Below are 22,382 nucleotides of genomic sequence, written 5' to 3'. Positions count from 1 at the left end.
TCGCGCCCGCTTGCGGGACCTGTCAGGCTGTCTCTGGAAGGTCGTGAGCAGCAGCCCACGGCCGGACCGGTACGACGCCGACGCGACCCGCCCGAAGCGCCACGTCAGGCCCGAATGGCGCAGAGCACACTTGTCCGTGGCAGGATCTGCCTGGCACACAGCCGAATCAGGAGGCACCCAGCGGTGAAGTTTCGCGTCGAGCGCGACGTACTGGCCGAGTCGGTGGCCTGGGCCGCGCGCAGCTTGCCCAGTCGCCCCAGCGTCCCGATCCTTGCCGGCCTTCTGGTCGAGGCCGAGGACGGGCAGATCACCCTGTCCGGCTTCGACTACGAGACCTCGGTCCGGGTGACCGTGCCCGCGCAGGTCGCGGACGCCGGTAAGTGCCTGATCTCCGGCCGGCTGGTCGCTGATATCTCCAAGAGCCTTCCGAACCAGCCGGTGGACGTCGCCGTGGACGGAGCGAAGGCCCAGGTCACCTGTGGCAGCTCGCGGTTCACGCTCCAGACGCTTCCCACAGAGGAATATCCGGCTCTGCCCGAGCTTCCGGCCGCCAGCGGGACGGTCAAGGCCGACGTCTTCGCCCAGGCCGTCTCCCAGGTCGTGACCGCGGCCGGGCGGGAGGACACCCTTCCGGTGCTGACCGGCGTCCGGGTCGAGATCGAGGGCTCCACGATCGCCCTGCTGGCCACCGACCGCTACCGGCTGGCGATCCGCGAGCTGGAGTGGAACCCGCAGTCCCCCGACGCGTCCGCGGCCGCGCTGGTGCCGGCCCGGGTGCTGTCCGAGACCGCGAAGGCGATGACCGGCTCGGACGTGATCGTCTCGCTGGCCGCGCCCGGTACCGGTGACGGCATCGTCGGCTTCGAGGGCCAGGTGTCCGGCGGCAACCGGCGCGCCACCACCCGGCTGCTGGACGGTGAGTTCCCGAAGGTCCGCGGCATCATCCCGACCGACGCGGCGATCGCCACCCGGGTGCGGATCGACACCGCGACCCTGGTCGAGGCGGTCAAGCGCGTCGCCCTGGTCGCGGAGCGGAACGCCCCGGTCCGGCTGACCTTCGACGACGACAGCGTGACGCTCGACGCCGGCAGCGGCGACGAGGCCCAGGCGTCCGAGTCGCTCGAGGCCCGGGTCACCGGTGACCCGGTGACGGTCGGGTTCAACCCGACGTACCTGCTCGACGGTCTCGGTGCGATCGGTACGCCGGTCGCGCACCTGGCCTTCACGCAGGCGACGAAGCCGGCCGAACTGACCGGTGTGCGGGACTTCGACGGCGATCCGATCAGCGAGTTCCGCTACGTGCTGATGCCGGTCCGCCTGAACAGCTGAACACCAACAGAACAAGGGGATTCACGATGGAGCTCGGCCTTGTCGGTCTCGGCAAGATGGGCGGCAACATGCGCCAGCGGATCCGCAACGCCGGCCACACCGTGGTCGGGTTCGATCACAACCAGGACATCTCCGATTCCAAGGACCTGGCCGACATGGTCGGCAAGCTCACCGCGGCCGACCAGCCGAAGGTGGTCTGGATCATGGTCCCGGTGCAGGCCATCGACCCGGTCGTCACCGAGCTGGCCGAGCTGCTGTCCCCCGGCGACATCGTGATCGACGGCGGCAACAGCCGCTGGACCGACGACACCCGCCGGGCCGCGCAGCTCGCCGAGAAGGGCATCCAGTTCGTCGACTGCGGTGTCTCCGGCGGTGTCTGGGGCCTGGAGAACGGCTACGCGCTGATGTGCGGCGGTGACAAGGCGACCGTCGACGTGGTGATGCCGATCTTCGAGGCGCTGAAGCCGGAGAGCGAGTTCGGCTTCGTGCACGCCGGCAAGGTCGGCGCCGGGCACTTCTCGAAGATGGTCCACAACGGCATCGAGTACGGGATCATGCAGGCGTACGCCGAGGGCTACGAGCTGCTCGAGGCCGCGGACATCGTGGAGAACGTCCCGGAGGCCTTCGAGTCCTGGCGCGAGGGCACCGTGATCCGGTCCTGGCTGCTCGACCTGCTGGTCGCCTCGCTCAAGGACGACAGCCACCTGGCCAAGATCCGCGGGTACGCCGACGACTCGGGCGAGGGCCGCTGGACCGTCGAGGCCGCGATCGACCACGCCGTACCGATGCCGGCGATCTCGGCCGCGCTGTTCGCGCGGTTCGCGTCCCGGCAGGAGGACTCGCCGGCGATGAAGGCGATCGCCGCGATGCGGAACCAGTTCGGCGGGCACGCCGTGAAGGGTGCCGAGGCCGCCGACCCGTCGTACGCGACCCCGCCCAAGAACTGAGGTGTACGTCACCGCCCTGGGTCTGCTCGACTTCCGGTCCTATCAGCAGGCGGAGGTCCAGCTCGCCCCGGGCGTGACGGCCTTCGTCGGGCCGAACGGGCAGGGCAAGACCAACCTGGTCGAGGCGATCCACTACACCGCGACGCTCGGTTCGCACCGGGTGGCGACCGACGCACCGCTCGTGCGTGCCGGTGCCACCCGCGCGATCGTGCGGACGGAGATCCGCAGCCAGTACGACCGGGACGTGGTCGTCGAGCTGGAAATCAATCCTGGGAAGGCAAATCGGGCCCGGATCAACCGTTCGCCGGTCCCCCGGCCACGGGAAGTGCTCGGTCTGCTGCGGACCGTGCTGTTCGCGCCGGAGGATCTCGCCCTGGTGAAGGGCGACCCGTCCGAGCGACGCCGGTTCCTCGACGAGCTGCTGACGCTGCGGGCGCCGCGGATGGCCGGCGTGCGGCAGGACTACGACCGGGTGCTGAAGCAACGGAACTCGTTGCTGCGGAGCGCCTCGCAGGCCCGCCGCCAGAACCGCACGAGTGCCGCCGAGGGGCAGTTGCGCACCCTCGAGGTCTGGGACTCGCACCTGGCCCGCTCCGGGGCCGAACTGTTGGCGACCCGCCTGGAGCTGCTCGAAGCGATGCGTCCACTGGTCTCGAGTGCGTACGACGCCGTTGCCCGAGGCAAGGGTGACGCGCGGCTGGAGTACAAGTCGTCGGTGCTGCTCGAGCCCGGTGTCGCGTCCCGGGAGCAGCTGGAGGAGATCCTGCTCGAAGCGGTCCGGGAGAAGCGATCGGACGAGCTGGACCGCGGGGTCTCGCTGGTCGGTCCGCACCGCGACGATCTGGTTCTCGGGCTCGGGGACTTGCCTGCGAAGGGGTACGCGAGTCACGGTGAGTCCTGGTCGTTCGCGCTCGCGCTGCGACTGGCGTCGTACGAACTGCTGCGGGCGGACGGGGGTGAACCGGTGCTGATCCTCGACGACGTGTTCGCCGAGCTCGACTCGCAACGCCGGGACCGGCTGGCGGAGCTGGTCGCGCCGGCCGAGCAGGTGCTGGTGACCGCGGCGGTCGGCGCTGACGTGCCCGCTGAGCTCAGCGGTGCGCGCTTCGAGGTGGGTGAGGGGGTCGTTCAGCGTGTCTGAACCCCCAGATTCCTCTCAGAGCGGCCCGGAGAGCGAGCTCCCCGTCGAGGAGGAGCACGACAAGCAGGGGCTGGACCTGGCGAAGTCGTTGGCCGGACGACTCAAGCAGCAGGCCGCGGCCGGCGGCATCAAGCCCGTCAAGCGCCGTCGTCGGCCGCGGATCGACGGCGCGCAGATCAGCAGCGCGCGCCCCGACGACCGCGACCCGCAGAAGCTGACCAACACGCTCGGCCGGCTGATGCGCGACCAGGGCTGGGAGGTCGACGTCGCGGTCCACGGCGTGATGGCCCGCTGGCCGTCGATCGTCGGCCCCGAGATGGCCGAGCACTGCACCCCGGAGTCGTACGAGAACAACGTCCTCAGCGTCCGTACGTCGTCCACCGCGTGGGCCACGCAGCTCAAACTGCTCGCCCCCGACCTGGTCCGCCGCCTGAACGCCGAACTCGGCGAAGGCACCGTCACCAGCGTCAAGGTCCAGGGCCCGCACGCCCCCTCCTGGCGCAAGGGCCCCCGCACCGTCCGCGGCGGCCGCGGCCCCCGCGACACCTACGGCTGAGGCGAGTCCGGGATCGAGTCCGGGATCGAGTTAGGTCGCGACCCGGCCCTCCCCTAGGATCAGGCGCGATGCGCACGCTCGTTGACGGCTTTCGCGAGATGGTCCACCTGATCGGGGATACGTTCCGGCTCTGGTGGAAGAACCTCCTGCCCATGACCATCTGGTGGGTCGCCGGTTTCACGGGGTTCACGGTGTGTTCCCAGGGCGCGATCTGGCTGGCCCAGCACGCACACTCCAGTCTCGGTACGGGTCTGTTCGCGGTCGGCGTACTGCTGCAGATCACCGCCGCCGTCGGCATGATCCGGACGTGTGCGATGTCGCTGTATCGCTGGCGTGACGCGGCGAGCAGCGAGGCCGAGGAGACTTCCGACCCGACGCAGCGCGGGCTCCTGGAGTTGCTGGCCGTCACGCTGCTGCCGCTGGTCGCCGTGTGGTCGGCGTGGGGATTCTTCGACGACCAGGTCAACCAGCTGAGTGCGACGTACCTGGTGCAGAACGGCCTCCAGCCGGGCTCCGGGTTCTTCAAGGTGGGAATCCACAGCTGGCACAACTACCTGCCCGCCCTCATCATCCTGCTGGTGCTCCGCCGCGTGCTGCAGGCGGTCGACGACCGGTGGCCGAGCCGGCCGGTGAAGTTCACCCAGGTCTGGGCCGAGTCGTTCTTCGTGCTGCTGACCTTCGTGATCACGCCGTACGCGATCGCCGAGGGCAAGGTGTGGTTTCAGAAGCGCAGCTTCTGGTACTGGTCGGTGGACTGGTGGGACGGCGTGAAGGGCTTCTTCGCGAACATCCACATCCCGATTCCGGCCGGTATCGAGTTCCTGTGGGGTTTCTTCTGGGATTCGCTCTGGCCGCTGTTCAAGTTGGGCGTCGCCGAGCCGTTGACCTGGCTGGCCATCACCACGGTCGTCTTCGGGCACCGCGTGCTCTCCAGCGGTGGCGTCTTCCGCGGTACCCGGATCGAGCGCCGGCTCGGTGGACAAGCCGAACAAGAGGCCGCTCCGCGTGGCCGGATCGTCGAGCTGACGTACAAGGCGCCGGACCTGTTGCTCGCCGGTGTGCGGGAGAAGTTCTACCCGGCGATCAACGCGTTCCGGCTGCTGGTTCGCGTCGGGCCGGTGTTCCTCGGCGTCGTCTGCATGGTTTACACCCTTTGGGTTCTCGGCGACGCCTGGGCGTTCGTCGGCATCCAGCGGCTGATCGGCATCCACGGCGAGACGTGGGGCCTGATGAACCAGGAGATCGCCACGACGATCGAGCGCCTGCTCTTCGAGCCGCTCCGGATCGCCCTGCTGGCGGCCGCGTTCGACCTGTGCATCTCGGTTGGCACGGAGCGCCGCGCCGAGGCCTCCGCCGCGGCGGAGGCCAAGACCGCGGAAGCCGCCAAGCAGCCGGCGCCCGCGACCGCCTGAGCGTTCAGCTCACGGGGTGATCAGTACCCGCCGGTGCTCGCTGAAGTCCTCTACGGTCACACCGGTCAGATTCGGTACGGCGGACTTCGGCACGATGAAGACCTGCGCGATCTGCTGCGACTTGTTCATCGTGAACGGGTGGTCGTCATCGCTGCAGTACGTCGGCAACGGGTAACCGTACGCCTGCTCGTTGTCCCACGTGTTGCCCTTGGTATCCCGGAGTACCGCGTCGCAGCTGAAACCCTTGTCCTTCAGGAAGATGCCGTCGCGCGGTGTCACGGTCATCGTCGCCACGACCGCGATCGAGCCGGCCGGGCCGCCGAGCTCGATCGCCTCGCCCTCGTCGTTCAGCAGCGTGGCGTACGCCTTCAACGAGTCGAGCTTCCACTCGACGTGCGCGACCGTCACCGGTCCCTGGCTGATGACTGTGTCGATCCGGCCCTGCTTGTAGATGCTCTCGTCGTCGTCCAGGTAGGGCTTCAGCATCACGAACGAGCCGACGCCGGCCAGCGACACCAGCAGCGAGACCTGGACGGCCAGCCGGGACACCCGGCCCGTGAGCTTCACGATGCCACCCGGGTCTCGGACTTGCCGACGACGTACTGCGGCTCGGCGCCGTCCACCATCTGCTGGGCGATCCCGTCGGTCGGAATGCCGAGGTCGACCCGCACCTCGGAGCTGTAGACGTTGAAGAACAGTGACGGGCGGATCCTCAGGGTGAGGTTGGTCATGTCGGCCGGGTTCACCTCGAACACGAGCGTGCCGGTGCGCGCGAAGCCGGCGTCCGGGAAGCCGAAGTCGCTGCTGTCCACGCCCTCGACCGGTACGTAGATGCTGCCGCCGTCCGTGGTCAGGGTCTCGTCGAACCCGCCGGGCTTCTGCACTCCGCGGACCGTGTCCCACTCGATCGCGACGAAGACACCGTTGGTCTCGACGGCCTTCTTGTCGTCGGTGTCATTGCTGTCCAGCAGCGACCGGGCGAACTTGATCCGGTTCACCTTCACGGTCGACCCGCTACCGGCGTACTCGAGGGACTCGCCGATCGTTCCGTGCACGATCTTGAGGTTCTGCTCCTCGTACACGTTCTCCGGGGCGGCCAAGCGGGTGATTCCGCCGATCAGAACGAAGAGCAGGCCGACCAGGATGGTCGCGGGGCGGTACAGCTTCACTTGTCGCCCCCCTTGTCGACGATGACCTCGGGCTTCATCCGGACGACGGCGGCCGCGTCCTCCGAGTGCCAGTACGGATCGTCGTTCGCACCCAGCGCCGCGTTGTCGCCCACGAAGTGCTCTTGCAGTACGCCGATCTCGATCTCGTCGGCGGTGAAGTCCGGTTCGACCTTGAACTTCACCGTGCACGACTCCGGCGGCAACCCGTAGACCAGGCGCCAGCCGATCCGGTCGTCCTTGCAGGTCGCGCTGTCGGCCTCCACGAGGTCGGCGCCACCGCCCGGGACGAGCCGGAAGAGAGACGGGTCGATCCGGGTGCTCTCCTGCTTCTCGGAGTCGATGTTCTTCGCGTCCAGGGAGAGCTGCAGCGTGGTCTCGGCGTCGGAGTACTCGCCCTTCGGTTTCCGGACGATGACGGCCTTGGTGATGTTGTATTCGAAGCGGCCGGCGGTGACCGTTGCCGGCGCGGTGAGAGTCGGAACCGTACGGCCCTTCTTCTCCTTCCAGCCGCCGGTGGCGAGGACGATCAGCGCGGCCACTACGACGAGGGCGATCACCAGCAACCAGATCCGCCGGTGCCGGTGGATCACCCGGTCGGCGATCATCGCATCGATGACCTCGTCGAGACTTTCCACGGCAGCGATCCTAGAGGTCGGTGGGTGCGCGCCGGGCACCGCTCGTCCCCGGGCCGTCGGGAGGCCTGTTCAGCGGTCTGGACCGGTCGGTGACGGAAAGGGTCAGCCGCGAAACACCCGAAGGCCACTGAGAGGCCGTGAGCGCTTTTCGGCCCCCCACCCGCGAGAGGGGACATGGCGATGAGGGAGAAAAGACGCCCTGACCCGAGTTTCAGGCGCCTGGTGGCAGGTTCTGCTTCGGTCGACGGGTAGAATGAACGGTGTAGAGCGAGCCGCGCCTTTGCAATCACCGTAGAGGGCGGCTCTACTGTGCCGCGATGCCTCGCGAACGCGGGGTCCGAGGAGGACAACCACCGGTGACCGACGAGCCGATCGAGATCGACGCCAACCAGTCCGCCGACCCCATCGGCCCCAGCGATACCCCCGCACCCGACCTGGACGCGATTCCGTCGTCGGTCGTCGAGCGGGAGTACGACGCGAGCGCCATCCAGGTCCTGGAGGGTCTGGACGCGGTCCGCAAGCGACCGGGCATGTACATCGGGTCCACCGGTGAGCGGGGTCTGCACCACCTGGTCACCGAGGTGGTCGACAACGCGGTCGACGAGGCGATGGCCGGGTACGGCGACAGCATCGTCGTGACGCTGCTCGCCGACGGCGGGGTCCGGGTCGAGGACAACGGCCGTGGTATCCCGGTCGGCATCGTCGAGTCCGAGGGCAAGCCGGCCGTCACGGTCGTGCTGACCGTGCTGCACGCCGGCGGCAAGTTCGGCGGCGGCGGTTACAAGGTGTCCGGCGGTCTGCACGGCGTCGGCGTCTCGGTCGTGAACGCGCTGTCCACCCGGCTCCAGGTCGACGTCAAGACCGGCGGCAAGCTGTACACGCAGACGTTCACGATGGGTAACCCGGACGAGGACCTGGCCGAGATCGGCACCTCGGACTCGAACGGTACGACGATCACGTTCTGGGCCAGCCCGGACGTGTTCGAGACCACGACGTACTCCTACGAGACGCTGGCCACCCGCTTCCGCGAGTACGCGTTCCTGAACAAGGGCCTCGAGCTGGTGATCCGGGACGAGCGCCCCGACCACCTCGACGAGGACGGCAACCCGCTGGAGCAGTCCTTCCGGTACGCCGACGGTCTGGTCGACTACGTGAAGTACCTGACCGGGATCCGCGAGACCGTGCACCGGGACGTGATCTCGTTCGAGGCGGCCACCGCCGACGACAGCATGAGTCTCGAGGTCGCGCTGCAGTGGAGCGGCTCGTTCCAGGAGTCCGTGCACACCTTCGCGAACGCGATCAACACCCACGAGGGCGGCACCCACGAGGAGGGCTTCCGGGCCGCGCTGACCTCGCTGGTGAACGGGTTCGGCGAGGACCAGGGGATGATCAAGAAGAAGGAGGACAGGCTTACCGGTGACGACATCCGGGAGGGCCTGACCGCGATCATCTCGGTCAAGCTGGCCGAGCCGCAGTTCGAGGGCCAGACCAAGACCAAGCTCGGCAACACCGAGGTCAAGGGTTTCGTCCAGCGGGTCGTCAACGACAAGCTCGGCGCCTGGTTCGAGCAGAACCCGGCCGAGGGCCGGGAGATCATCCGCAAGGCGTCCGCCGCGGCGAGCGCCCGGATCGCGGCCCGCAAGGCCCGCGACCTGGCCCGCAACCGCAAGGGTCTGCTCGGTGGCGGCGGCCTCCCCGGCAAGCTGGCCGACTGCCAGTCGACCAACCCGGAGGAGTGCGAGGTCTACATCGTCGAGGGTGACTCGGCCGGTGGCTCCGCGAAGGGCGGCCGGGACCCGAAGTTCCAGGCCATCCTGCCGATCCGGGGCAAGATCCTGAACGTCGAGAAGGCCCGGATCGACAAGGTCCTGCAGAACAACGAGGTCCAGGCGATCATCTCCGCGCTCGGTACCGGTATCCACGAGGACTTCGACGAGGAGAAGCTGCGGTACCACAAGATCGTGATCATGGCCGACGCCGACGTCGACGGCCAGCACATCCGGACCCTGCTGCTGACCCTGTTGTTCCGGTTCATGCGGCCGCTGATCGAGCGCGGGCACGTGTACGCCGCGCAGCCGCCGCTGTACAAGATCCGCTGGAGCAACCAGCCCGACGAGCTCGCGTACACCGATCGGGAGCGCGACGGTCTGCTCGAGGCCGGCCACGAGGCGGGCAAGAAGCTACCCAAGGAGAACCCGATCCAGCGCTACAAGGGTCTGGGCGAGATGAACGCGAACGAGCTGTGGGACACCACGATGGACCCGGCCAACCGGGTGCTGCTGCAGATCACCCTCGACGACGCGATCCGCGCGGACGAGACGTTCCAGACACTGATGGGCGACGACATCGAGGCACGGCGCAGCTTCATCCAGCGCAACGCCAAGGACGTCCGCTTCCTCGACATCTAGAGCCGGCTCGACATCTGATCTCGCTGCTCACCGACGTACTGATCTGAACGGGACTTTTTCATGACCGAGACCCCCACCTCGCCGGGCCACGACCGGGTCGAGCCACTCGACCTGCAGACTGAGATGCAGCAGTCGTACCTCGACTACGCGATGGCCGTCATCGTCGGCCGCGCGCTGCCCGAGGTCCGCGACGGCCTGAAGCCGGTGCACCGCCGCATCCTCTACGCGATGTACGACGGCGGGTACCGGCCGGACCGCGGTTTCAACAAGTGTTCCCGCGTCGTCGGTGACGTCATGGGTCAGTACCACCCGCACGGCGACTCGGCGATCTACGACACCCTGGTCCGGCTCGCGCAGCCGTGGGTGATGCGGGCGCCACTGATCCAGGGCCAGGGCAACTTCGGTTCTCCCGGTAACGACCCGGCGGCCGCGATGCGGTACACCGAGTGCCGGATGGCGCCGCTGGCGATGGAGATGGTCCGCGACATCGACCAGGAGACCGTCGACTTCCGGCCGAACTACGACGGCAAGTCGCAGGAGCCGGTGATCCTGCCGGCCCGCTTCCCGAACCTGCTGGTGAACGGCTCGTCCGGGATCGCGGTCGGGATGGCGACGAACATCCCGCCGCACAACCTGCGTGAGGTCGCGGCCGCGGTCGACTGGGCGCTCGAGCACCCGGACGCGAGCCGCGAGGAGCTGCTCGAGGCCTGCCTGCAGAACATCAAGGGCCCCGACTTCCCGAACGGCGCGCTGATCGTCGGCTACAAGGGCATCGACGACGCGTACCGCACCGGTCGGGGCTCGGTCACGATGCGCGCGGTCGTCGACATCGAGGAGGACGCCAAGGGCCGCACCAGCCTGGTCGTCACCCAGCTGCCGTACATGGTCAACCCGGACAACCTGGCGCTGAAGATCGCCGAGCTGGTCAACACCGGCAAGATGAGCGGCATCGCCGACATCCGCGACGACAGCTCGTCCCGGACCGGTCAGCGCCTGGTGGTCGTCCTGAAGCGGGACGCTCAGCCGCGTGTCGTACTGAACAACCTCTACAAGCACACGCCGCTGCAGGACACCTTCGGGTGCAACATGCTCGCGCTCGTCGACGGTGTACCGCGGACGCTGAGCGTTGACCTGTTCATCAAGCACTGGATCGACCACCAGATCGAGGTCGTCCAGCGGCGGACCCGCTACCGCCTGCGTGAGGCCGAGAAGAACGCGCACATCTACCGCGGGTACGTGAAGGCGCTGGACGCCCTCGACGAGGTGATCGCGCTGATCCGGCGCAGCCCCGACGTGGACGAGGCGCGCACCGGCCTGATCCAGCTGCTCGACATCGACGAGATCCAGGCGCAGGCGATCCTGGACATGCAGCTGCGCCGGCTGGCCGCCCTGGAGCGGCAGAAGATCATCGAGCGCTTGCAGGAGCTCGAGGCGATCATCGCCGACCTCGAGGACATCCTGGCCAGCCCGGAGCGGCAGCGGACGATCGTCAAGGACGAGCTCAGCGAGATCGTCGAGCGGTACGGCGACGAGCGGCGTACCGAGATCATCGCGGCCGACGGCGACCTCTCGGTGCAGGACCTGGTGCCGGACGAGGAGGTCGTGGTCACGATCTCGCGGGGCGGGTACGCGAAGCGGACCAAGACCGACCTCTACCGGACGCAGAACCGCGGCGGCAAGGGTGTCCGCGGCGCCCAGCTCCGGGCCGAGGACGAGATCAACCACTTCTTCGCCACCACGAACCACCACTGGATGCTGTTCTTCACCACCAAGGGCCGGGTCTACCGGGCCAAGGTGTGGCAGCTGCCCGAGTCCGCCCGGGACGCCAAGGGCTCGCATGTCGCCGGCCTGCTCTCGTTCCAGCCGGACGAGGAGATCGCGCAGGTCCTGACGCTGCGCGACTACGACCAGTCCGACTACCTGGTGCTCGCCACCAAGAAGGGCCTGGTCAAGAAGACGGCGCTGCGCGACTACGACTCGGCGCGGCAGAGCGGCATCATCGCCGTCAACTTCCGCGAGGAGGACGACGAGCTGATCGGCGCTGACCTGGCCACCGCCGAGGACGACCTGCTGCTGGTGTCCCGCAAGGGCCAGTCGATCCGCTTCACCGCGAACGACGACCAGCTGCGGCCGATGGGCCGGGCCACCTCGGGCGTAACCGGGATGAAGTTCCGCTCCGGTGACGAGCTGCTGTCGATGTCGGTGATCCGGGCCGGCGCGGACGAGGACACCCAGTTCGTCTTCACCGTGACCGATGCCGGGTACGCGAAGCGTTCGCGAGTCTCGGAGTACCGGCAGCAGGGCCGTGGCGGTCTCGGCATCAAGGCGGTGAAGCTGAACGACGAGCGCGGCTCGCTGGTCGGCGCGATCATCGTCGTCGACGAGGACCAGGTGCTCGCGATCAAGGCCAGCGGCCAGGTCGTCCGCAGCCGGGTCGACAGCGTCCCGGTCAAGGGCCGCGACACGATGGGCGTCCGGTTCGCCGGCGTCGGCGAGTCCGACGCGGTGGTCGCGATCGCCCGGAACACCGATCTGACCGTCGTCGGCGAGGAAGTAGCCGCCGAGGAGGAATCAGAGGCGGCCGAGGCGGGTACTGTCGCGAATGGTGCCCACAATGTGGACGGACCGACAACCGAATCCACCTCTGAGAGCGTCCAGAATGATGAGCAACGTTCGACGGACGTGGACGGCGCGGCTACCGTCGAAAGCGACGATGCCGGCCAGGAGGGTGACTGATGACCAACCGCGCGAGGCCGACATGGCCTGAAGGTGCGGCCGACGGCTCCAACCCCCAGCGCACCGCGCCGGGTGGGAAGCCGTCTGCCGCCCCGGCCAACCCGGCTTCCAACGGTCGTTCCAATGGCGTGCCCAACGCCAACGGCCAGCAGAGGTCCGGTACGCCGAACGGCCAACGGCCGTCCGAGTACCGCCCACAGCCGCGCCCGGGCACCCCAGGAGCTGGCGCCCCGGCCCGCCAGCAGCCCGGCGGCCGCCCGGCCCCGAGTACCCCTGGCCGGCCGGAGCAGCCGTGGTCACCCGGAGCCGCCCCCGCGGCCGCCGCAGCACCGGCGGCCGGAGCAGCGGCGTACGGCGAGACCGAATCGAAGACCGAGTCGCTCGGTGACCGGATGAACGCGGCCCGTCAGGCGGTGCTTGACAAGGCCAACGCGGTCAAGGCCTCCAAGCCCGACAAGTCCGAGCGGAACGAGGCCAAGCAGGCCCGGGTCGCCGAGAAGGACGCCAAGGCCGAGAAGGACGCCAAGGCCTCCAGCCGGCACCAGACCCGCAAGGCGCGCCTGCGGATGTCCCGGATCGACCCGTGGTCGGTGATGAAGACGGCGTTCCTGCTGTCCATCGCCTTCGGGATCGTCACCTGGGTCGCGGTCTTCATCGTCTGGTCCGCGATCGGCGCCGCGGGCGTCTTCGACAACATCAACTCGACGGTCCAGGAAGTCCTCGGTACGCCGACCGGCGAGCCGTTCCGGGTCGAGAACTACATCAACACCGGCAAGGTGATGGGATTCACCACCCTGCTCGCCTGCGCCGACGTGCTGATCATCACGGCGCTCGCGACCCTCGGATCCTTCCTCTACAACATCGCCGCCACGCTCCTCGGCGGCCTCGAAGTCACGCTGGCGTCGGAGGACTGACCTGGCATTTCCTGGTCCGGCCGGGCCTCTCGCGGGTCCGGCCGGAACCGGTTTGGGAGTAGGGCACTTGGTGCGGTAATCTCTCCCGGGTTCGACACCGCAGTATGCGGGCCTATAGCTCAGACGGTTAGAGCGCTGCCCTGATAAGGCAGAGGTCACTGGTTCAAGTCCAGTTAGGCCCACCCTCACAGAAGTGTGAAGTCCGATCCGAGGAGTCTCCAGTGCTGAGAAAGATCCTGCTGGTGCTGCTGGCCGGCATCGGTGGATACTTCGCCTACAAGAAGACCCAGCAGTCCCGCGCCGACAAGGACCTCTGGGCCGAGGCCGTCGACTCGGTCACCCCGGGTCGCTGACCCTCACGGGGGCGTAGCTCAACTGGCAGAGCACTGCCTTTGCAAGGCAGGGGTTAGGGGTTCAAGTCCCCTCGTCTCCACCAAAGCGTTCACGCAGGTCAGAGCGCGATTCCCGGCCCACGTCGCCCGCCGACGCCCCGCCGGTGGACGCACCGCCCCCGCCGATGTTCGTTCTGTGCCCCGCACCGACTCGGAGCGCGTCGCGTCAGGACAGCCGGATATCCACTGGTGTTGGGGGTTATCCGGCGCTTCGACCCGATGTGGGTCTGGGAGTGAACGGGAGCGGGTGGTTGGCCGGCGTGCCGCTGGCCGGGCTCTCCGTGGGGTGAAGAGTCTGCAGGCGGACAGGTAGTGCACCCGCGAGACGCCGTACGCGCAGACTGGTTCACGCTCGACTGCACTACCCCCTGGCCGGCACCTCCTGTCGAGCTGCAGATCGCACCGCGCCACTCTGCTTCGGAAGTTGGAAGGGCTTGACGAGGAGGCGCCGGCGGGCCGGCGATGATCAGGAGGCGGAGTTTCGTGTTGGCCCCGATGAGACGGCCGACGCACGGGTCGGGCAGTATGACCGCGCGGCACAACGGTCACGCCGACATCATCCGAGAGGCGATCGAAGCCACTACCGGCCATTGACCTTGTTTCACAGCGCCGACGGACGGCGTGGTCACGTGGGAAATATCAGAGAAGGCCGAGGTCGCGGGCTCGGCGGACTGCGTCGCGGCGGTTGTGGACTGCGAGTTTGCGGTAGACGGAGTGGGCGTGGGCCTTCACCGTGTTGACCGAGACGAACAGTTCGCCGGCGATCTCCTTGGCGGTGTCGAGGGTCGCGAGGTGGCTGAGGACGACGTGCTCGCGATCCGTCAGGGGCTCGTCGAGCGGCGGTGGGCCGGTGGCGGCGTGGTTGGCCGAGCCGGTGTCCTCTAGCAGGGCGTCGACGAAGTCGCGGTCGGCCGGCTCCCGCTCGCCCCCGAGCTGTCGCCGGTGCCGGAGAAGAGTCTGTGGCCGGCCACTGCCGAGTGCGACGAACGGGCGTCGGATGTCCTCGGGCTCGGCGATGGTCAATGCGTGGTCGACAGCGACGAGAGCTCGATGGTCCATCCGCTGGCTGTCTGCCACCACGGCGGTGACGAGCCACGCGTGGGCCTTGATGACCTTGTTCGGGCTTCGCTCTCGCAGCGGCGACAGGATCTCCTCGGCTGCTGTCAGATGGCCGAGTTCGTGCTCGGCCCGCGCCAGGCAAAGCCTGGCCTCGTCAAGACCCGCGGAGCCTGAGTGATGGTGCGCGGCCAGGCCGTCGATCGCGTCCGGAACGGCGAGCAGTGAGTGCAGGCGCCTCTCGGCGAGATCCGGGCGTCGCTGGGCCAGCTCGATCTCGGCCCGAATCACCGTGGCCCACCGTCCGGCGAGCGGTGCCATCGCATCGTCCTGGAACTCGGAGCCCAAGGCAGCCATCAGATCCTCGGCCTGATCGACCTGCCCGGCCGCGAGCCGCAAACGCGCCTCGGTAGCGCGCAGCGCGGGGTACGGCGTGCGGTCCGGATCGTTGCGCTCGGCGGCCAGGCCTGCGTTGATGAACGCCTCCGCGGTCTCCGGGTGGTTTCGTTCCAACTCGATCCGGGACAGCACCAGATAGACGACGATGGCTTGGGCGAGTTCGGTCCAGCCCCGCTGCTCGATGATCTCCAGAGCCTGAGCGGCCGCCGCGTGCGCGGCCCGCAGATTTCCCCGCTCCCACTCGATGAGCGCCAGATAACCAAGGCTGTTCACTCCGGTGAGATCGGTTCTCGTGGTGGCGGCCATGCCCAGCGACTCCCGCAGCGCCTGCTCCGCATCGTCGACGTTGGCCGACCAGACAAGCCCCACTCCGAAATTGCTCAACGCCGGCGCCTCGTACATCGACGCGGCAGGCAAGCGCGCCATCTCGTTGTCGGACAGCCACCACAGCAGCTGCCCGGAGGCCGCGATCAAGTCCCGGGCGCTGCCCTGAACGCGGCTCAGCACGAGGTCGGCCACGCAAAGGAACAGTTCGACCGATCTGCGGGCGTCCTCGTCGCACTCGTTCAGCAAGGCTCGCGCGTGCGCGACGTGACTGCCGAATCCGGCGTAGTCACGGGCGATGAAGCAGGCAATCGCGGCGCTTACCCGCAGCTCCGCGCTGGTGTGCAGCTCCGCGACGGGGATCTGCGCCAGGAGCGCCGCGAACGCCTGCCGTTCCGCCGACAGCGCACGCATGGCGGCGCCGTTCACCATCAGCTCTCCGACCAATTGCCAGTCGTGCACCCGAACCGCGTGCCGGACAGCCTCGATCGCCTCTCCGTGGCCCGCGAACCACCGTGCGGCACGTCGGTGCAGCTCGCCGGCCAGCTCCGGCTCGTCCAGGAGCAGTCGATGACGCAGCAGGTCGACGAGCAGCCGGTGGTACCGGAACCAGTGACGGTCCGCTCCGAGGGCCATCACGAACGCGTTCGATTCTTCCAAGCCTTCGAGTTCTCGCTGACTTCCCGTGCGGCCACTGAGCAGATCGGCCAGATCGGCGCAGAGGCGGTCCGCGACGCTGGTTCGCAGCAGGAAGCGGCGGCGCTCCTCGGGCACGGCTGCGAGGACTTCGTCGAAGAGGTACTCCGCGACGCTCGCCTCGGTCCCGGTGAACTCCTCGAGGTGATCGGCCTCTGCTCGGGTGGCCGCGAACATCGCCGCCAGCCGAAGTCCGGCCGCCCATCCTTCGGTCCGATCCAGGATGCGGCTGCTCAGCGCGGGCGGCAGGTCCACTCCCGCGCGCGCCAGGAGTTCGGCGGATTCGGACTCCGTGAACGCCAGATCCTCCGCGCGTACCTCGTTGAGGACGCTGTCGAGGCGGAGCCGGTTCAGGTGCAGGCGCGGATCGTAGCGAGTGATGACCACCAGGTGGAGCGGCAAGGGATGGCGTAGTAGGTCGGCGATACCGTTCAGAATTTCCGGATTGCGGATCTCGCCGAAGTCATCGAGGACGAGGGTCAATGGGCGCCGTAGCTGTGACAGCTCCAGGATGATGCGTCGCAGGACGTCAGGACCGACCGGCGGTCTGATCATCAGCGCTCCGAGCGCCTCGCTCTGGGCCGCGCCACTGCCGTGAACCGCCGCGGCGACGTACGACCAGAACAGGACCGGGTCGTTGTCGAACGAATCCAGCGACAACCAGGCCACTCGCTGCGCCGCAGATCGCGTCGCGGCCCAGCTGGCGACAAGGCTCGTCTTTCCCCAGCCGGCTCCCGCGCTCACGAGTGTGATGCGCCCGGTGGTCCCTTCCTCCAGCCTGTCCACAAGCCGTGGGCGGACCACCAGGCCGGACGGCAACTGGGGCATTGCAAGCTTGCTGCCCAACAAGTCCACCGACGGCAGCGGTGTCGCTGGGCGATCGACCGGCCTCTGCGCACTAGACGGCTCTTGCGTTGCGCCCTCGGCACTCATCGCAGAGGTCACCCCCCGCATCGGTTCCGAACTCTGAAGTGTTCACTTCAGCCCCCCACCTCCGGCCGCCCCCACGGCCGTTCTTACCTCAGACTACGCGCAACGTGGCTGCGTACTCTTTGACGGACCCGACTATCCGATGTAGATGATGTGCGTGCTGCGGAGCGCCACGACGCTGGAACAGAAGAGAGCTCCGACAGCCGAGGTGGCAGGTATGACCAGTTGGGTCTACGAGGTCCGGGTCGTCGGCCGGCTGAGTGACACCATCCGGTCCGAACTCGACGCCGAGGTCGGCAGAGTCTTCACGACGACCGAGCCGATCTCCACGCTGATCCGGGCGAACACTCCGGATCAGTCCGCGTTGGTGGGGCTGCTGGACGTTCTCAACGCCCTTGGTGTCAAGGTGGTCGAGGTGCGCCGGAGGGCGACCGATACGGACGGAAGCCGCGAAGAAGGGGACGTCCTTCCGCGGCCGTGAGCGCGAGATCGGAGCCCGACCTCGCGCTCGGCCAGAACCTGTTCGTCAGCCGTCCTCTTCGGCGGCGGCCATCTTCTGCTGGGCGTCGGCCAACGCAGCCTTGAGAGCCTTGACGTGGTGGCCCTCGGCCTCGCCGACGACGTGCTTGATCGCTCGTGTCACCACGGGTTCGACCACGCCCGCGGCCTTGTGCGGGTAGGCGAGAATCAGACCAGCGCCACCGATGGGGATCGTGTCACCGGCCTGCTGTTCGAGCTTGCTGTTCGTCCTCTTGTGCAGGGCCTTTCCACCGACCGCTCCGACGGCGCCTCCGATCGCGGTCGCCGCGAGCAGGGGTGGCGCGAACAGTCCGACCGCGAATCCCACGGCGGCAAGCCCGGCGGCACCCTCCTTGACCATGTGGTCGGTCTGCTCGACCGACACCTTGCCCTCGAGGTCCTTGCTCACCACGACAGCGCCCCACAGACGCTCGCCGCAGTTCAAAGCCGCCTCGTAATCCTCCTGCGCGGCATCGACGGACAGATACCCGCCGATGAGTACGTCGGTGGTCTCGTGATCAAGCCCCATCGCGATCTCCTCCTCTGGCACAGTCCCGCGCGTCACCCGGACAGGCCGTGCGCGGTCTGTCCGCGTTGCTCGGAAGCGTGGATGGTCATCTCGTCGTCGGCGGTCGGGTGCGGTTTGACGTCGAAGACAACCTTCTTGACCGTCCCGGTGAACGGGAACGGCTTCTGGCTCTCGTAGCTGAGGTCGACCACGCCGCCGTTGTCGCGGCCGATGTCCAGGCCCGCATAGCCGGAGAACCGGATCGGCACGGTGTGGTCCATGCGGCCCTTGCCGACCGGGCGATCGTCGACGAACAGGGTGACATCGCCGCCGGTCGCCGGCTTGGCCTCGTCGGCGTCGAACTCCATCCGGACCGTCACCGCACCGGTGGGCAACGCTTCGTCGGCGACCTGCTTGAACAAGAACACGCCCATCATCGAATAGCTGTGCGTCAGCCGGCCGTCCTTGACATACAGCGAGAATCCACCGAGGTGGTCGCCCTCGGCAACGATCACGCCTTCGGCGCCACCCTCGGGGACGACCAGGTCGGCCTGGATCGCGTAGGAACGGTTGTAGATCCGCGGGATCATCCCGGACATCACGTTCTGTACGTCGCCCCGGAACTCGAACTTCGTCTGCTCAGGCAGTGGCGGCAGCATGCCGAAGAACGTCGACAGCGTGGCGAGCAGCGGCAGGACCTTGTACTGCTCGGCCTCGTGCCAGAACAGCTCCTTGAGGTCTTTCACCTTGTCCGGATGGTCGGCAGCCACGTCCTTTGCCTGGGTGAAGTCGTCAGGCAGGTAATACAGCTCGCTCGGGCCGGCGTCCGGGTCCCATACGCCAGGCGCGTAGGGCTTGAGCGCCTCGGGAGTGACCACCCACGGGATCCGTTCGGTCTTCATCGCCAGCCACCAGCCGTCCTTGTACATCGCCCGGTTGCCGATGGTTTCGAAGTATTGCTGGGTTCGGTGTTCGGCTGCGGACTCATCGGTGAGCGATGCCGCGAACGACGTACCGTGCATGGGCTCCTGCTCGATCCCGTCGACGGTCCTTGGCTCGGGGATCCCGGTCACGTCGAGGATCAGCGGGGCGATGTCGATCACGTGAGTGAACTGCGAGCGAAGGCCGTCGCCGGTGATGCGGTCCGGCCAGTGCATCACCATCGGGTTGCGCGTCCCGCCGAGATGCGAGCCGACCTGCTTGCCCCACTGGAACGGGGTATTCCCCGCCCACGCCCAGGCTGCCCCGTAGTGCGGTGCCATCATCGGCGTGCTCCACGCGGCGACACCCCCGTACCGCTCGGAGAGCTGCACCTGCATCTCGTCGCTGAGCGGGATGCCGTTCTGCATCGTCAGCTCGTTGAACGAGCCGGTGACGGTCCCTTCCATGCTGGCGCCGTTGTCACCCCAGATCCAGATGATCAACGTGTTGTCGAGCTCGCCCAGTTCATCGACCGCGTCGATCACCCGCCCGACGTTGTGGTCGGCGTTTTCCGAGTAACCGGCGTACACCTCCATCTGGCGGGCGTAGAACGGCTTCAGCTTGTCGGGTACGTCGTCCCACGCCGGGAACGCCGGATCTCGGGGAGTCAGGACGGCGTCTGCCGGGATGACTCCCAGTTCCTTCTGCCGCGCGAAAGTCTCCTCGCGCAAGCGGTCCCAGCCCTGGTCGAACTGGCCCTTGTAGCGATCCGCCCATTCCTGCTGGACGTGATGCGGGGCATGACTGCAACCCGTCGAGAAGTAGGCGAAGAAGGGCTTCTCGGCATCCTGGCCGCGGACGGCGTGCAGCCACTCGATGGTCTTGTCGGCCATCGCGTCGGGGAAGTAGTACGGATTCTCCTCGTCGTAGAACTCGTTGGGGACACCGATGATCTTCTGGTTCTCGGTCAGACACGGGTCCCACTGGCTCGAGCCCCCGCCAAGGAATCCGTAGAAGTAGTCGAAACCCCAGCCGTTCGGCCACCGGTCGAGCGGGCCGGCCGGTCCTTGCTGCCCGTCCGGCGTCAGGTGCCACTTGCCGAAGGCCGCCGTACTGTAACCGTTGTCCCGAAGGATTCGTGGCAACGGCGCGCAGTCACGAGGCAAGGTCGCCGAGTAACCGGGGAAGCCACCGGCGAACTCGCCGACCGAGCCGAACCCGACCGCATGGTTGTTCCGCCCGGTCAGCAGGGCCGCCCTGGTCGGCGAGCACAGCGCCGTGACGTGCATCCGGTTGTAGCGCAGACCGCCGTTCGCGATCCGCGTGTAGTTCGGTGTCTGGATCGGACCGCCGAACGTGCTCGGATTGCCGAACCCGGCATCATCGATCAGCACGAGTAGGACGTTCGGGGCGCCGTCGGGGGCGGCCGCGTGCCCGATCAGGTTCCAGTCCGGCTCGGAGCCGGCCAAAGTCCGATTGGCCACCCCCGCGAACGTTGTACGCCTGATCGGAAGGCTGGTTCGATCTACCTCGGCCAACATTCTCGCCCCCTCGTTCGTGTCCCATCGGACCCGCCTATGACGTGACCCTTGGCACGGTAACTGCGGCTGTTTCAGGCGACATGCTCCTCTGCGGGTAGTCGCGGCGTACCCGTCTGCACCGCTCCGCGTTGTGACATCTACCGCGTGTGACCAGCGACTGACCCACCTTGCGGCATCGGGCTCAACTACCCCTTCAGGACGAGGCGGCGCGACCGGCGGCGCCCGCACGCTGGATCAAGGGTTCTGTTGTGCAGGGGGTCAGCCATGGCGTACTCGTCTGATGTCGATCAACGTTGCCTTCCTGGCGGCGTTCCCGGTGTGGTCCGCCTTGATGGTGGTTCTCGACATCGTCGTCATCTGGGCCGTCATCGTGCATGGCCGCGAGATGAAGACTAGGTCCAAGGAGACGTGATGGCTGCAAAAGAGCATCTGACGGTCGACGAACGCCGCATCCGTGGCAAGGAGGCAGGCATCCACGCCCCGGTGTCGAGCCACGAAGGATGGAAACCGGCTACCGACCGGCCGGACCCCGTCGCCCTGCTGGAGGAGCAGAACCGCACCCGTGAACCGGACCTGGTTCCGGTCCGCCACGGACGGATGATGGTCTCGCCGTTCACCTTCTACCGCGGCGCCGCCAAGGTCATGGCCGCAGACCTGAAGGACACCCCGACGGCGGGCCTGACCGTCCAGCTGTGCGGTGACGCCCACCTGTCGAACTTCGGCGGGTTCGCCTCGCCCGAGCGGACCCTGCTGTTCGACCTGAACGACTTCGACGAGACGCTGCCCGGCCCGTTCGAGTACGACGTCGAGCGGATGGCCGCGAGCTTCACGATCGCCGCGCAGAACAACGGCTTCGCGAAGTCGGAGGTGAAGACGATCACGATGGCGAACGTCGCGGCGTACCGGCAGGCGATGGCCGAGTTCGCGCAGATGCGCACTCTGGACATCTGGTACGCCCGCCTCGATGCGGATGACATCCTCACGACCGAGCGGGCCAAGGCCAAGATGAAGAAGGACGCCAAGGAGATCAAGCGCAGCAAGAAGGTCATGGCGAAGGCGCGGACGCGCGACAGCTTGCAGGCGCTGTCCAAACTCGGCGAGTTGGCCGACGGCCAGTACCGCATCGTGAGCCAGCCGCCCATCGTGGTACCGCTCCGCGACATTCCCGCGACGTACGGACTGAAGCAGGACCAGATCGAGGCTGCCGTCCAAGACCAGTTCCGCGCATACCGCGCCACGCTGCAGGAGGACCGGCGTCACCTCCTCGAGCAGTACCGCATCATCGACATGGCGCGCAAGGTGGTCGGTGTCGGCAGCGTCGGAACCCGTGCCTTCATTGTTCTGCTGCAGGGCCGCGACGAAGACGATCCGCTGTTCCTGCAGGTCAAGGAGGCCAGCGCCTCGGTCCTCGAGGACCACCTGCCGGCGAGCCGCTTCAAGCAACAGCACGGCGAACGGGTGGTCGCTGGGCAACGGATGATGCAGGCCGCCAGCGATATCTTCCTCGGCTGGACACGCGGTCTCGACAAGAACCGGCACTTCTACTGGCGCCAGTTGCGCGACATGAAGGCCTCCGCGCTCGTCGAGGAAATGACCCCGCGAGGGCTCACGTTCTACGGTCAGCTATGTGGGTGGACGTTGGCCCGGGCCCACGCCCGCTCCGGCGACGCGGTCAGCATCAGCGAGTACCTCGGCGACGGCGACGCCTTCGACCGCGCGATCACCGACTTCTCCCGGCGCTACGCGGCCCAGAACGAGCGCGACTACGAAGAATTCACCAACGCCGTGAAATCCGGCAAACTCGAGGCCAAACGGGGCGTCTGACGGGCGTACGCCGCTCCGGCCGCCG

General features: G+C 67.6%; 18 protein-coding genes and 2 tRNA genes. 14 read left to right on the top strand and 6 right to left on the bottom strand.

What is annotated here, in order from left to right:
• Positions 1-183 precede the first annotated feature (183 nt).
• The 5 genes from dnaN (at position 184) to AC0662_RS22525 (ending at position 5,385) form a co-directional block, all read left to right on the top strand.
• Positions 184-1,329: a DNA polymerase III subunit beta gene (gene dnaN, locus AC0662_RS22545; protein WP_478302959.1), complete on the top strand. Its 1,146-nt coding sequence runs from the start codon at positions 184-186 to the stop codon at positions 1,327-1,329.
• Between the two features lie 26 nt (positions 1,330-1,355).
• Positions 1,356-2,276 (top strand): phosphogluconate dehydrogenase (NAD(+)-dependent, decarboxylating), encoded by a 921-nt coding sequence (gene gnd / locus AC0662_RS22540; RefSeq protein WP_452196355.1) that lies wholly within the window; start codon positions 1,356-1,358, stop codon positions 2,274-2,276.
• Position 2,277: 1 nt separating this feature from the next.
• Positions 2,278-3,417, top strand: a complete 1,140-nt coding sequence (gene recF / locus AC0662_RS22535; protein WP_452196356.1) for a DNA replication/repair protein RecF — start codon at positions 2,278-2,280, stop codon at positions 3,415-3,417.
• Positions 3,410-3,973 (top strand): DciA family protein, encoded by a 564-nt coding sequence (locus AC0662_RS22530; protein WP_478302957.1) that lies wholly within the window; start codon positions 3,410-3,412, stop codon positions 3,971-3,973. Before recF ends, AC0662_RS22530 begins: the two co-directional genes overlap by 8 nt.
• Positions 3,974-4,041: 68 nt before the next feature.
• Positions 4,042-5,385 carry a hypothetical protein gene (locus AC0662_RS22525; protein ID WP_478302955.1) on the top strand — a complete coding sequence of 448 codons (1,344 nt, stop codon included), beginning with the start codon at positions 4,042-4,044 and terminating at the stop codon, positions 5,383-5,385.
• 9 nt (positions 5,386-5,394) lie between these two features.
• Here AC0662_RS22525 and AC0662_RS22520 read toward each other — a convergent pair whose 3' ends face one another.
• The 3 genes from AC0662_RS22520 to AC0662_RS22510 are packed head-to-tail and all read right to left on the bottom strand — an operon-like array spanning position 5,395 to position 7,189.
• The gene (locus AC0662_RS22520) at positions 5,395-5,952 is read right to left on the bottom strand and encodes a hypothetical protein (RefSeq protein WP_452196359.1); all 558 of its coding nucleotides are present in this window, start codon (positions 5,950-5,952) and stop codon (positions 5,395-5,397) included.
• Positions 5,949-6,554, bottom strand: a complete 606-nt coding sequence (locus AC0662_RS22515) for a hypothetical protein (RefSeq protein ID WP_452196360.1) — start codon at positions 6,552-6,554, stop codon at positions 5,949-5,951. The genes AC0662_RS22520 and AC0662_RS22515 overlap by 4 nt, the downstream gene beginning before the upstream one ends.
• A complete protein-coding gene (locus AC0662_RS22510; protein WP_452196361.1) occupies positions 6,551-7,189 on the bottom strand; it encodes a hypothetical protein in 639 nt (212 codons plus the stop codon). The genes AC0662_RS22515 and AC0662_RS22510 overlap by 4 nt, the downstream gene beginning before the upstream one ends.
• Before the next feature lie 317 nt (positions 7,190-7,506).
• Here AC0662_RS22510 and gyrB point away from each other — a divergent pair, with 317 nt between their 5' ends.
• From gyrB to AC0662_RS22480, 6 genes are all read left to right on the top strand, one after another.
• Positions 7,507-9,597: a DNA topoisomerase (ATP-hydrolyzing) subunit B gene (gene gyrB, locus AC0662_RS22505; RefSeq protein ID WP_452196362.1), complete on the top strand. Its 2,091-nt coding sequence runs from the start codon at positions 7,507-7,509 to the stop codon at positions 9,595-9,597.
• A gap of 123 nt (positions 9,598-9,720) precedes the next feature.
• Entirely contained in the window at positions 9,721-12,333 is a 2,613-nt protein-coding gene (gene gyrA, locus AC0662_RS22500) for a DNA gyrase subunit A (protein WP_478303427.1), read from the top strand.
• A 128-nt stretch (positions 12,334-12,461) separates the two neighbouring features.
• Positions 12,462-13,247, top strand: coding sequence for a DUF3566 domain-containing protein (locus AC0662_RS22495; RefSeq protein ID WP_478302952.1), 786 nt, complete (start codon positions 12,462-12,464; stop codon positions 13,245-13,247).
• Positions 13,248-13,355: 108 nt separating this feature from the next.
• Positions 13,356-13,429, top strand: a tRNA-Ile gene (locus tag AC0662_RS22490).
• A 39-nt stretch (positions 13,430-13,468) separates the two neighbouring features.
• Complete coding sequence (locus tag AC0662_RS22485) at positions 13,469-13,600, top strand: DLW-39 family protein (RefSeq protein WP_387768425.1); 132 nt, start codon at positions 13,469-13,471, stop codon at positions 13,598-13,600.
• A gap of 7 nt (positions 13,601-13,607) precedes the next feature.
• Positions 13,608-13,683 (top strand) — tRNA-Ala (locus tag AC0662_RS22480).
• A gap of 595 nt (positions 13,684-14,278) precedes the next feature.
• On the opposite strand, the gene AC0662_RS22475 is transcribed toward AC0662_RS22480, so the two are convergent.
• Complete coding sequence (locus AC0662_RS22475) at positions 14,279-16,942, bottom strand: winged helix-turn-helix domain-containing protein (protein ID WP_478302950.1); 2,664 nt, start codon at positions 16,940-16,942, stop codon at positions 14,279-14,281.
• A 319-nt stretch (positions 16,943-17,261) separates the two neighbouring features.
• On the opposite strand from AC0662_RS22475, the gene AC0662_RS22470 reads away from it, so the two are divergent.
• Positions 17,262-17,525 carry a hypothetical protein gene (locus AC0662_RS22470; RefSeq protein ID WP_452196365.1) on the top strand — a complete coding sequence of 88 codons (264 nt, stop codon included), beginning with the start codon at positions 17,262-17,264 and terminating at the stop codon, positions 17,523-17,525.
• A 45-nt stretch (positions 17,526-17,570) separates the two neighbouring features.
• On the opposite strand, the gene AC0662_RS22465 is transcribed toward AC0662_RS22470, so the two are convergent.
• Together AC0662_RS22465 and AC0662_RS22460 are read right to left on the bottom strand one after the other, a co-directional pair.
• Positions 17,571-18,092 (bottom strand): hypothetical protein, encoded by a 522-nt coding sequence (locus tag AC0662_RS22465; RefSeq protein ID WP_478302948.1) that lies wholly within the window; start codon positions 18,090-18,092, stop codon positions 17,571-17,573.
• A gap of 32 nt (positions 18,093-18,124) precedes the next feature.
• The gene (locus AC0662_RS22460; protein WP_478302946.1) at positions 18,125-20,476 is read right to left on the bottom strand and encodes an arylsulfatase; all 2,352 of its coding nucleotides are present in this window, start codon (positions 20,474-20,476) and stop codon (positions 18,125-18,127) included.
• Positions 20,477-20,813: 337 nt separating this feature from the next.
• Here AC0662_RS22460 and AC0662_RS22455 point away from each other — a divergent pair, with 337 nt between their 5' ends.
• Positions 20,814-20,945 carry a DUF7144 family membrane protein gene (locus AC0662_RS22455; protein WP_478302944.1) on the top strand — a complete coding sequence of 44 codons (132 nt, stop codon included), beginning with the start codon at positions 20,814-20,816 and terminating at the stop codon, positions 20,943-20,945.
• A complete protein-coding gene (locus tag AC0662_RS22450) occupies positions 20,945-22,357 on the top strand; it encodes a DUF2252 domain-containing protein (RefSeq protein WP_478302942.1) in 1,413 nt (470 codons plus the stop codon). The genes AC0662_RS22455 and AC0662_RS22450 overlap by 1 nt, the downstream gene beginning before the upstream one ends.
• Positions 22,358-22,382: the final 25 nt, after the last annotated feature.

The organism is Kribbella sp. NPDC043289, from assembly GCF_056436705.1.
Note: the sequence above shows the minus strand (reverse complement) of the source record. Positions and strands in the feature narration are given on the sequence as shown.

What these genes read in the sequence shown, in the direction of transcription:
- gnd (WP_452196355.1), top strand. Translation starts at nt 1,356, where the DNA reads ATGGAGCTCGGCCTTGTCGGTCTCGGCAAGATGGGCGGCAACATGCGC.
- AC0662_RS22525 (WP_478302955.1), top strand. Translation starts at nt 4,042, where the DNA reads ATGCGCACGCTCGTTGACGGCTTTCGCGAGATGGTCCACCTGATCGGG.
- gyrB (WP_452196362.1), top strand. Translation starts at nt 7,507, where the DNA reads ATGCCTCGCGAACGCGGGGTCCGAGGAGGACAACCACCGGTGACCGAC.
- gyrA (WP_478303427.1), top strand. Translation starts at nt 9,721, where the DNA reads ATGCAGCAGTCGTACCTCGACTACGCGATGGCCGTCATCGTCGGCCGC.
- AC0662_RS22475 (WP_478302950.1), bottom strand. Translation starts at nt 16,942, where the DNA reads ATGCCCCAGTTGCCGTCCGGCCTGGTGGTCCGCCCACGGCTTGTGGAC.
- AC0662_RS22470 (WP_452196365.1), top strand. Translation starts at nt 17,262, where the DNA reads ATGACCAGTTGGGTCTACGAGGTCCGGGTCGTCGGCCGGCTGAGTGAC.
- AC0662_RS22465 (WP_478302948.1), bottom strand. Translation starts at nt 18,092, where the DNA reads ATGGGGCTTGATCACGAGACCACCGACGTACTCATCGGCGGGTATCTG.
- AC0662_RS22455 (WP_478302944.1), top strand. Translation starts at nt 20,814, where the DNA reads ATGTCGATCAACGTTGCCTTCCTGGCGGCGTTCCCGGTGTGGTCCGCC.
- AC0662_RS22450 (WP_478302942.1), top strand. Translation starts at nt 20,945, where the DNA reads ATGGCTGCAAAAGAGCATCTGACGGTCGACGAACGCCGCATCCGTGGC.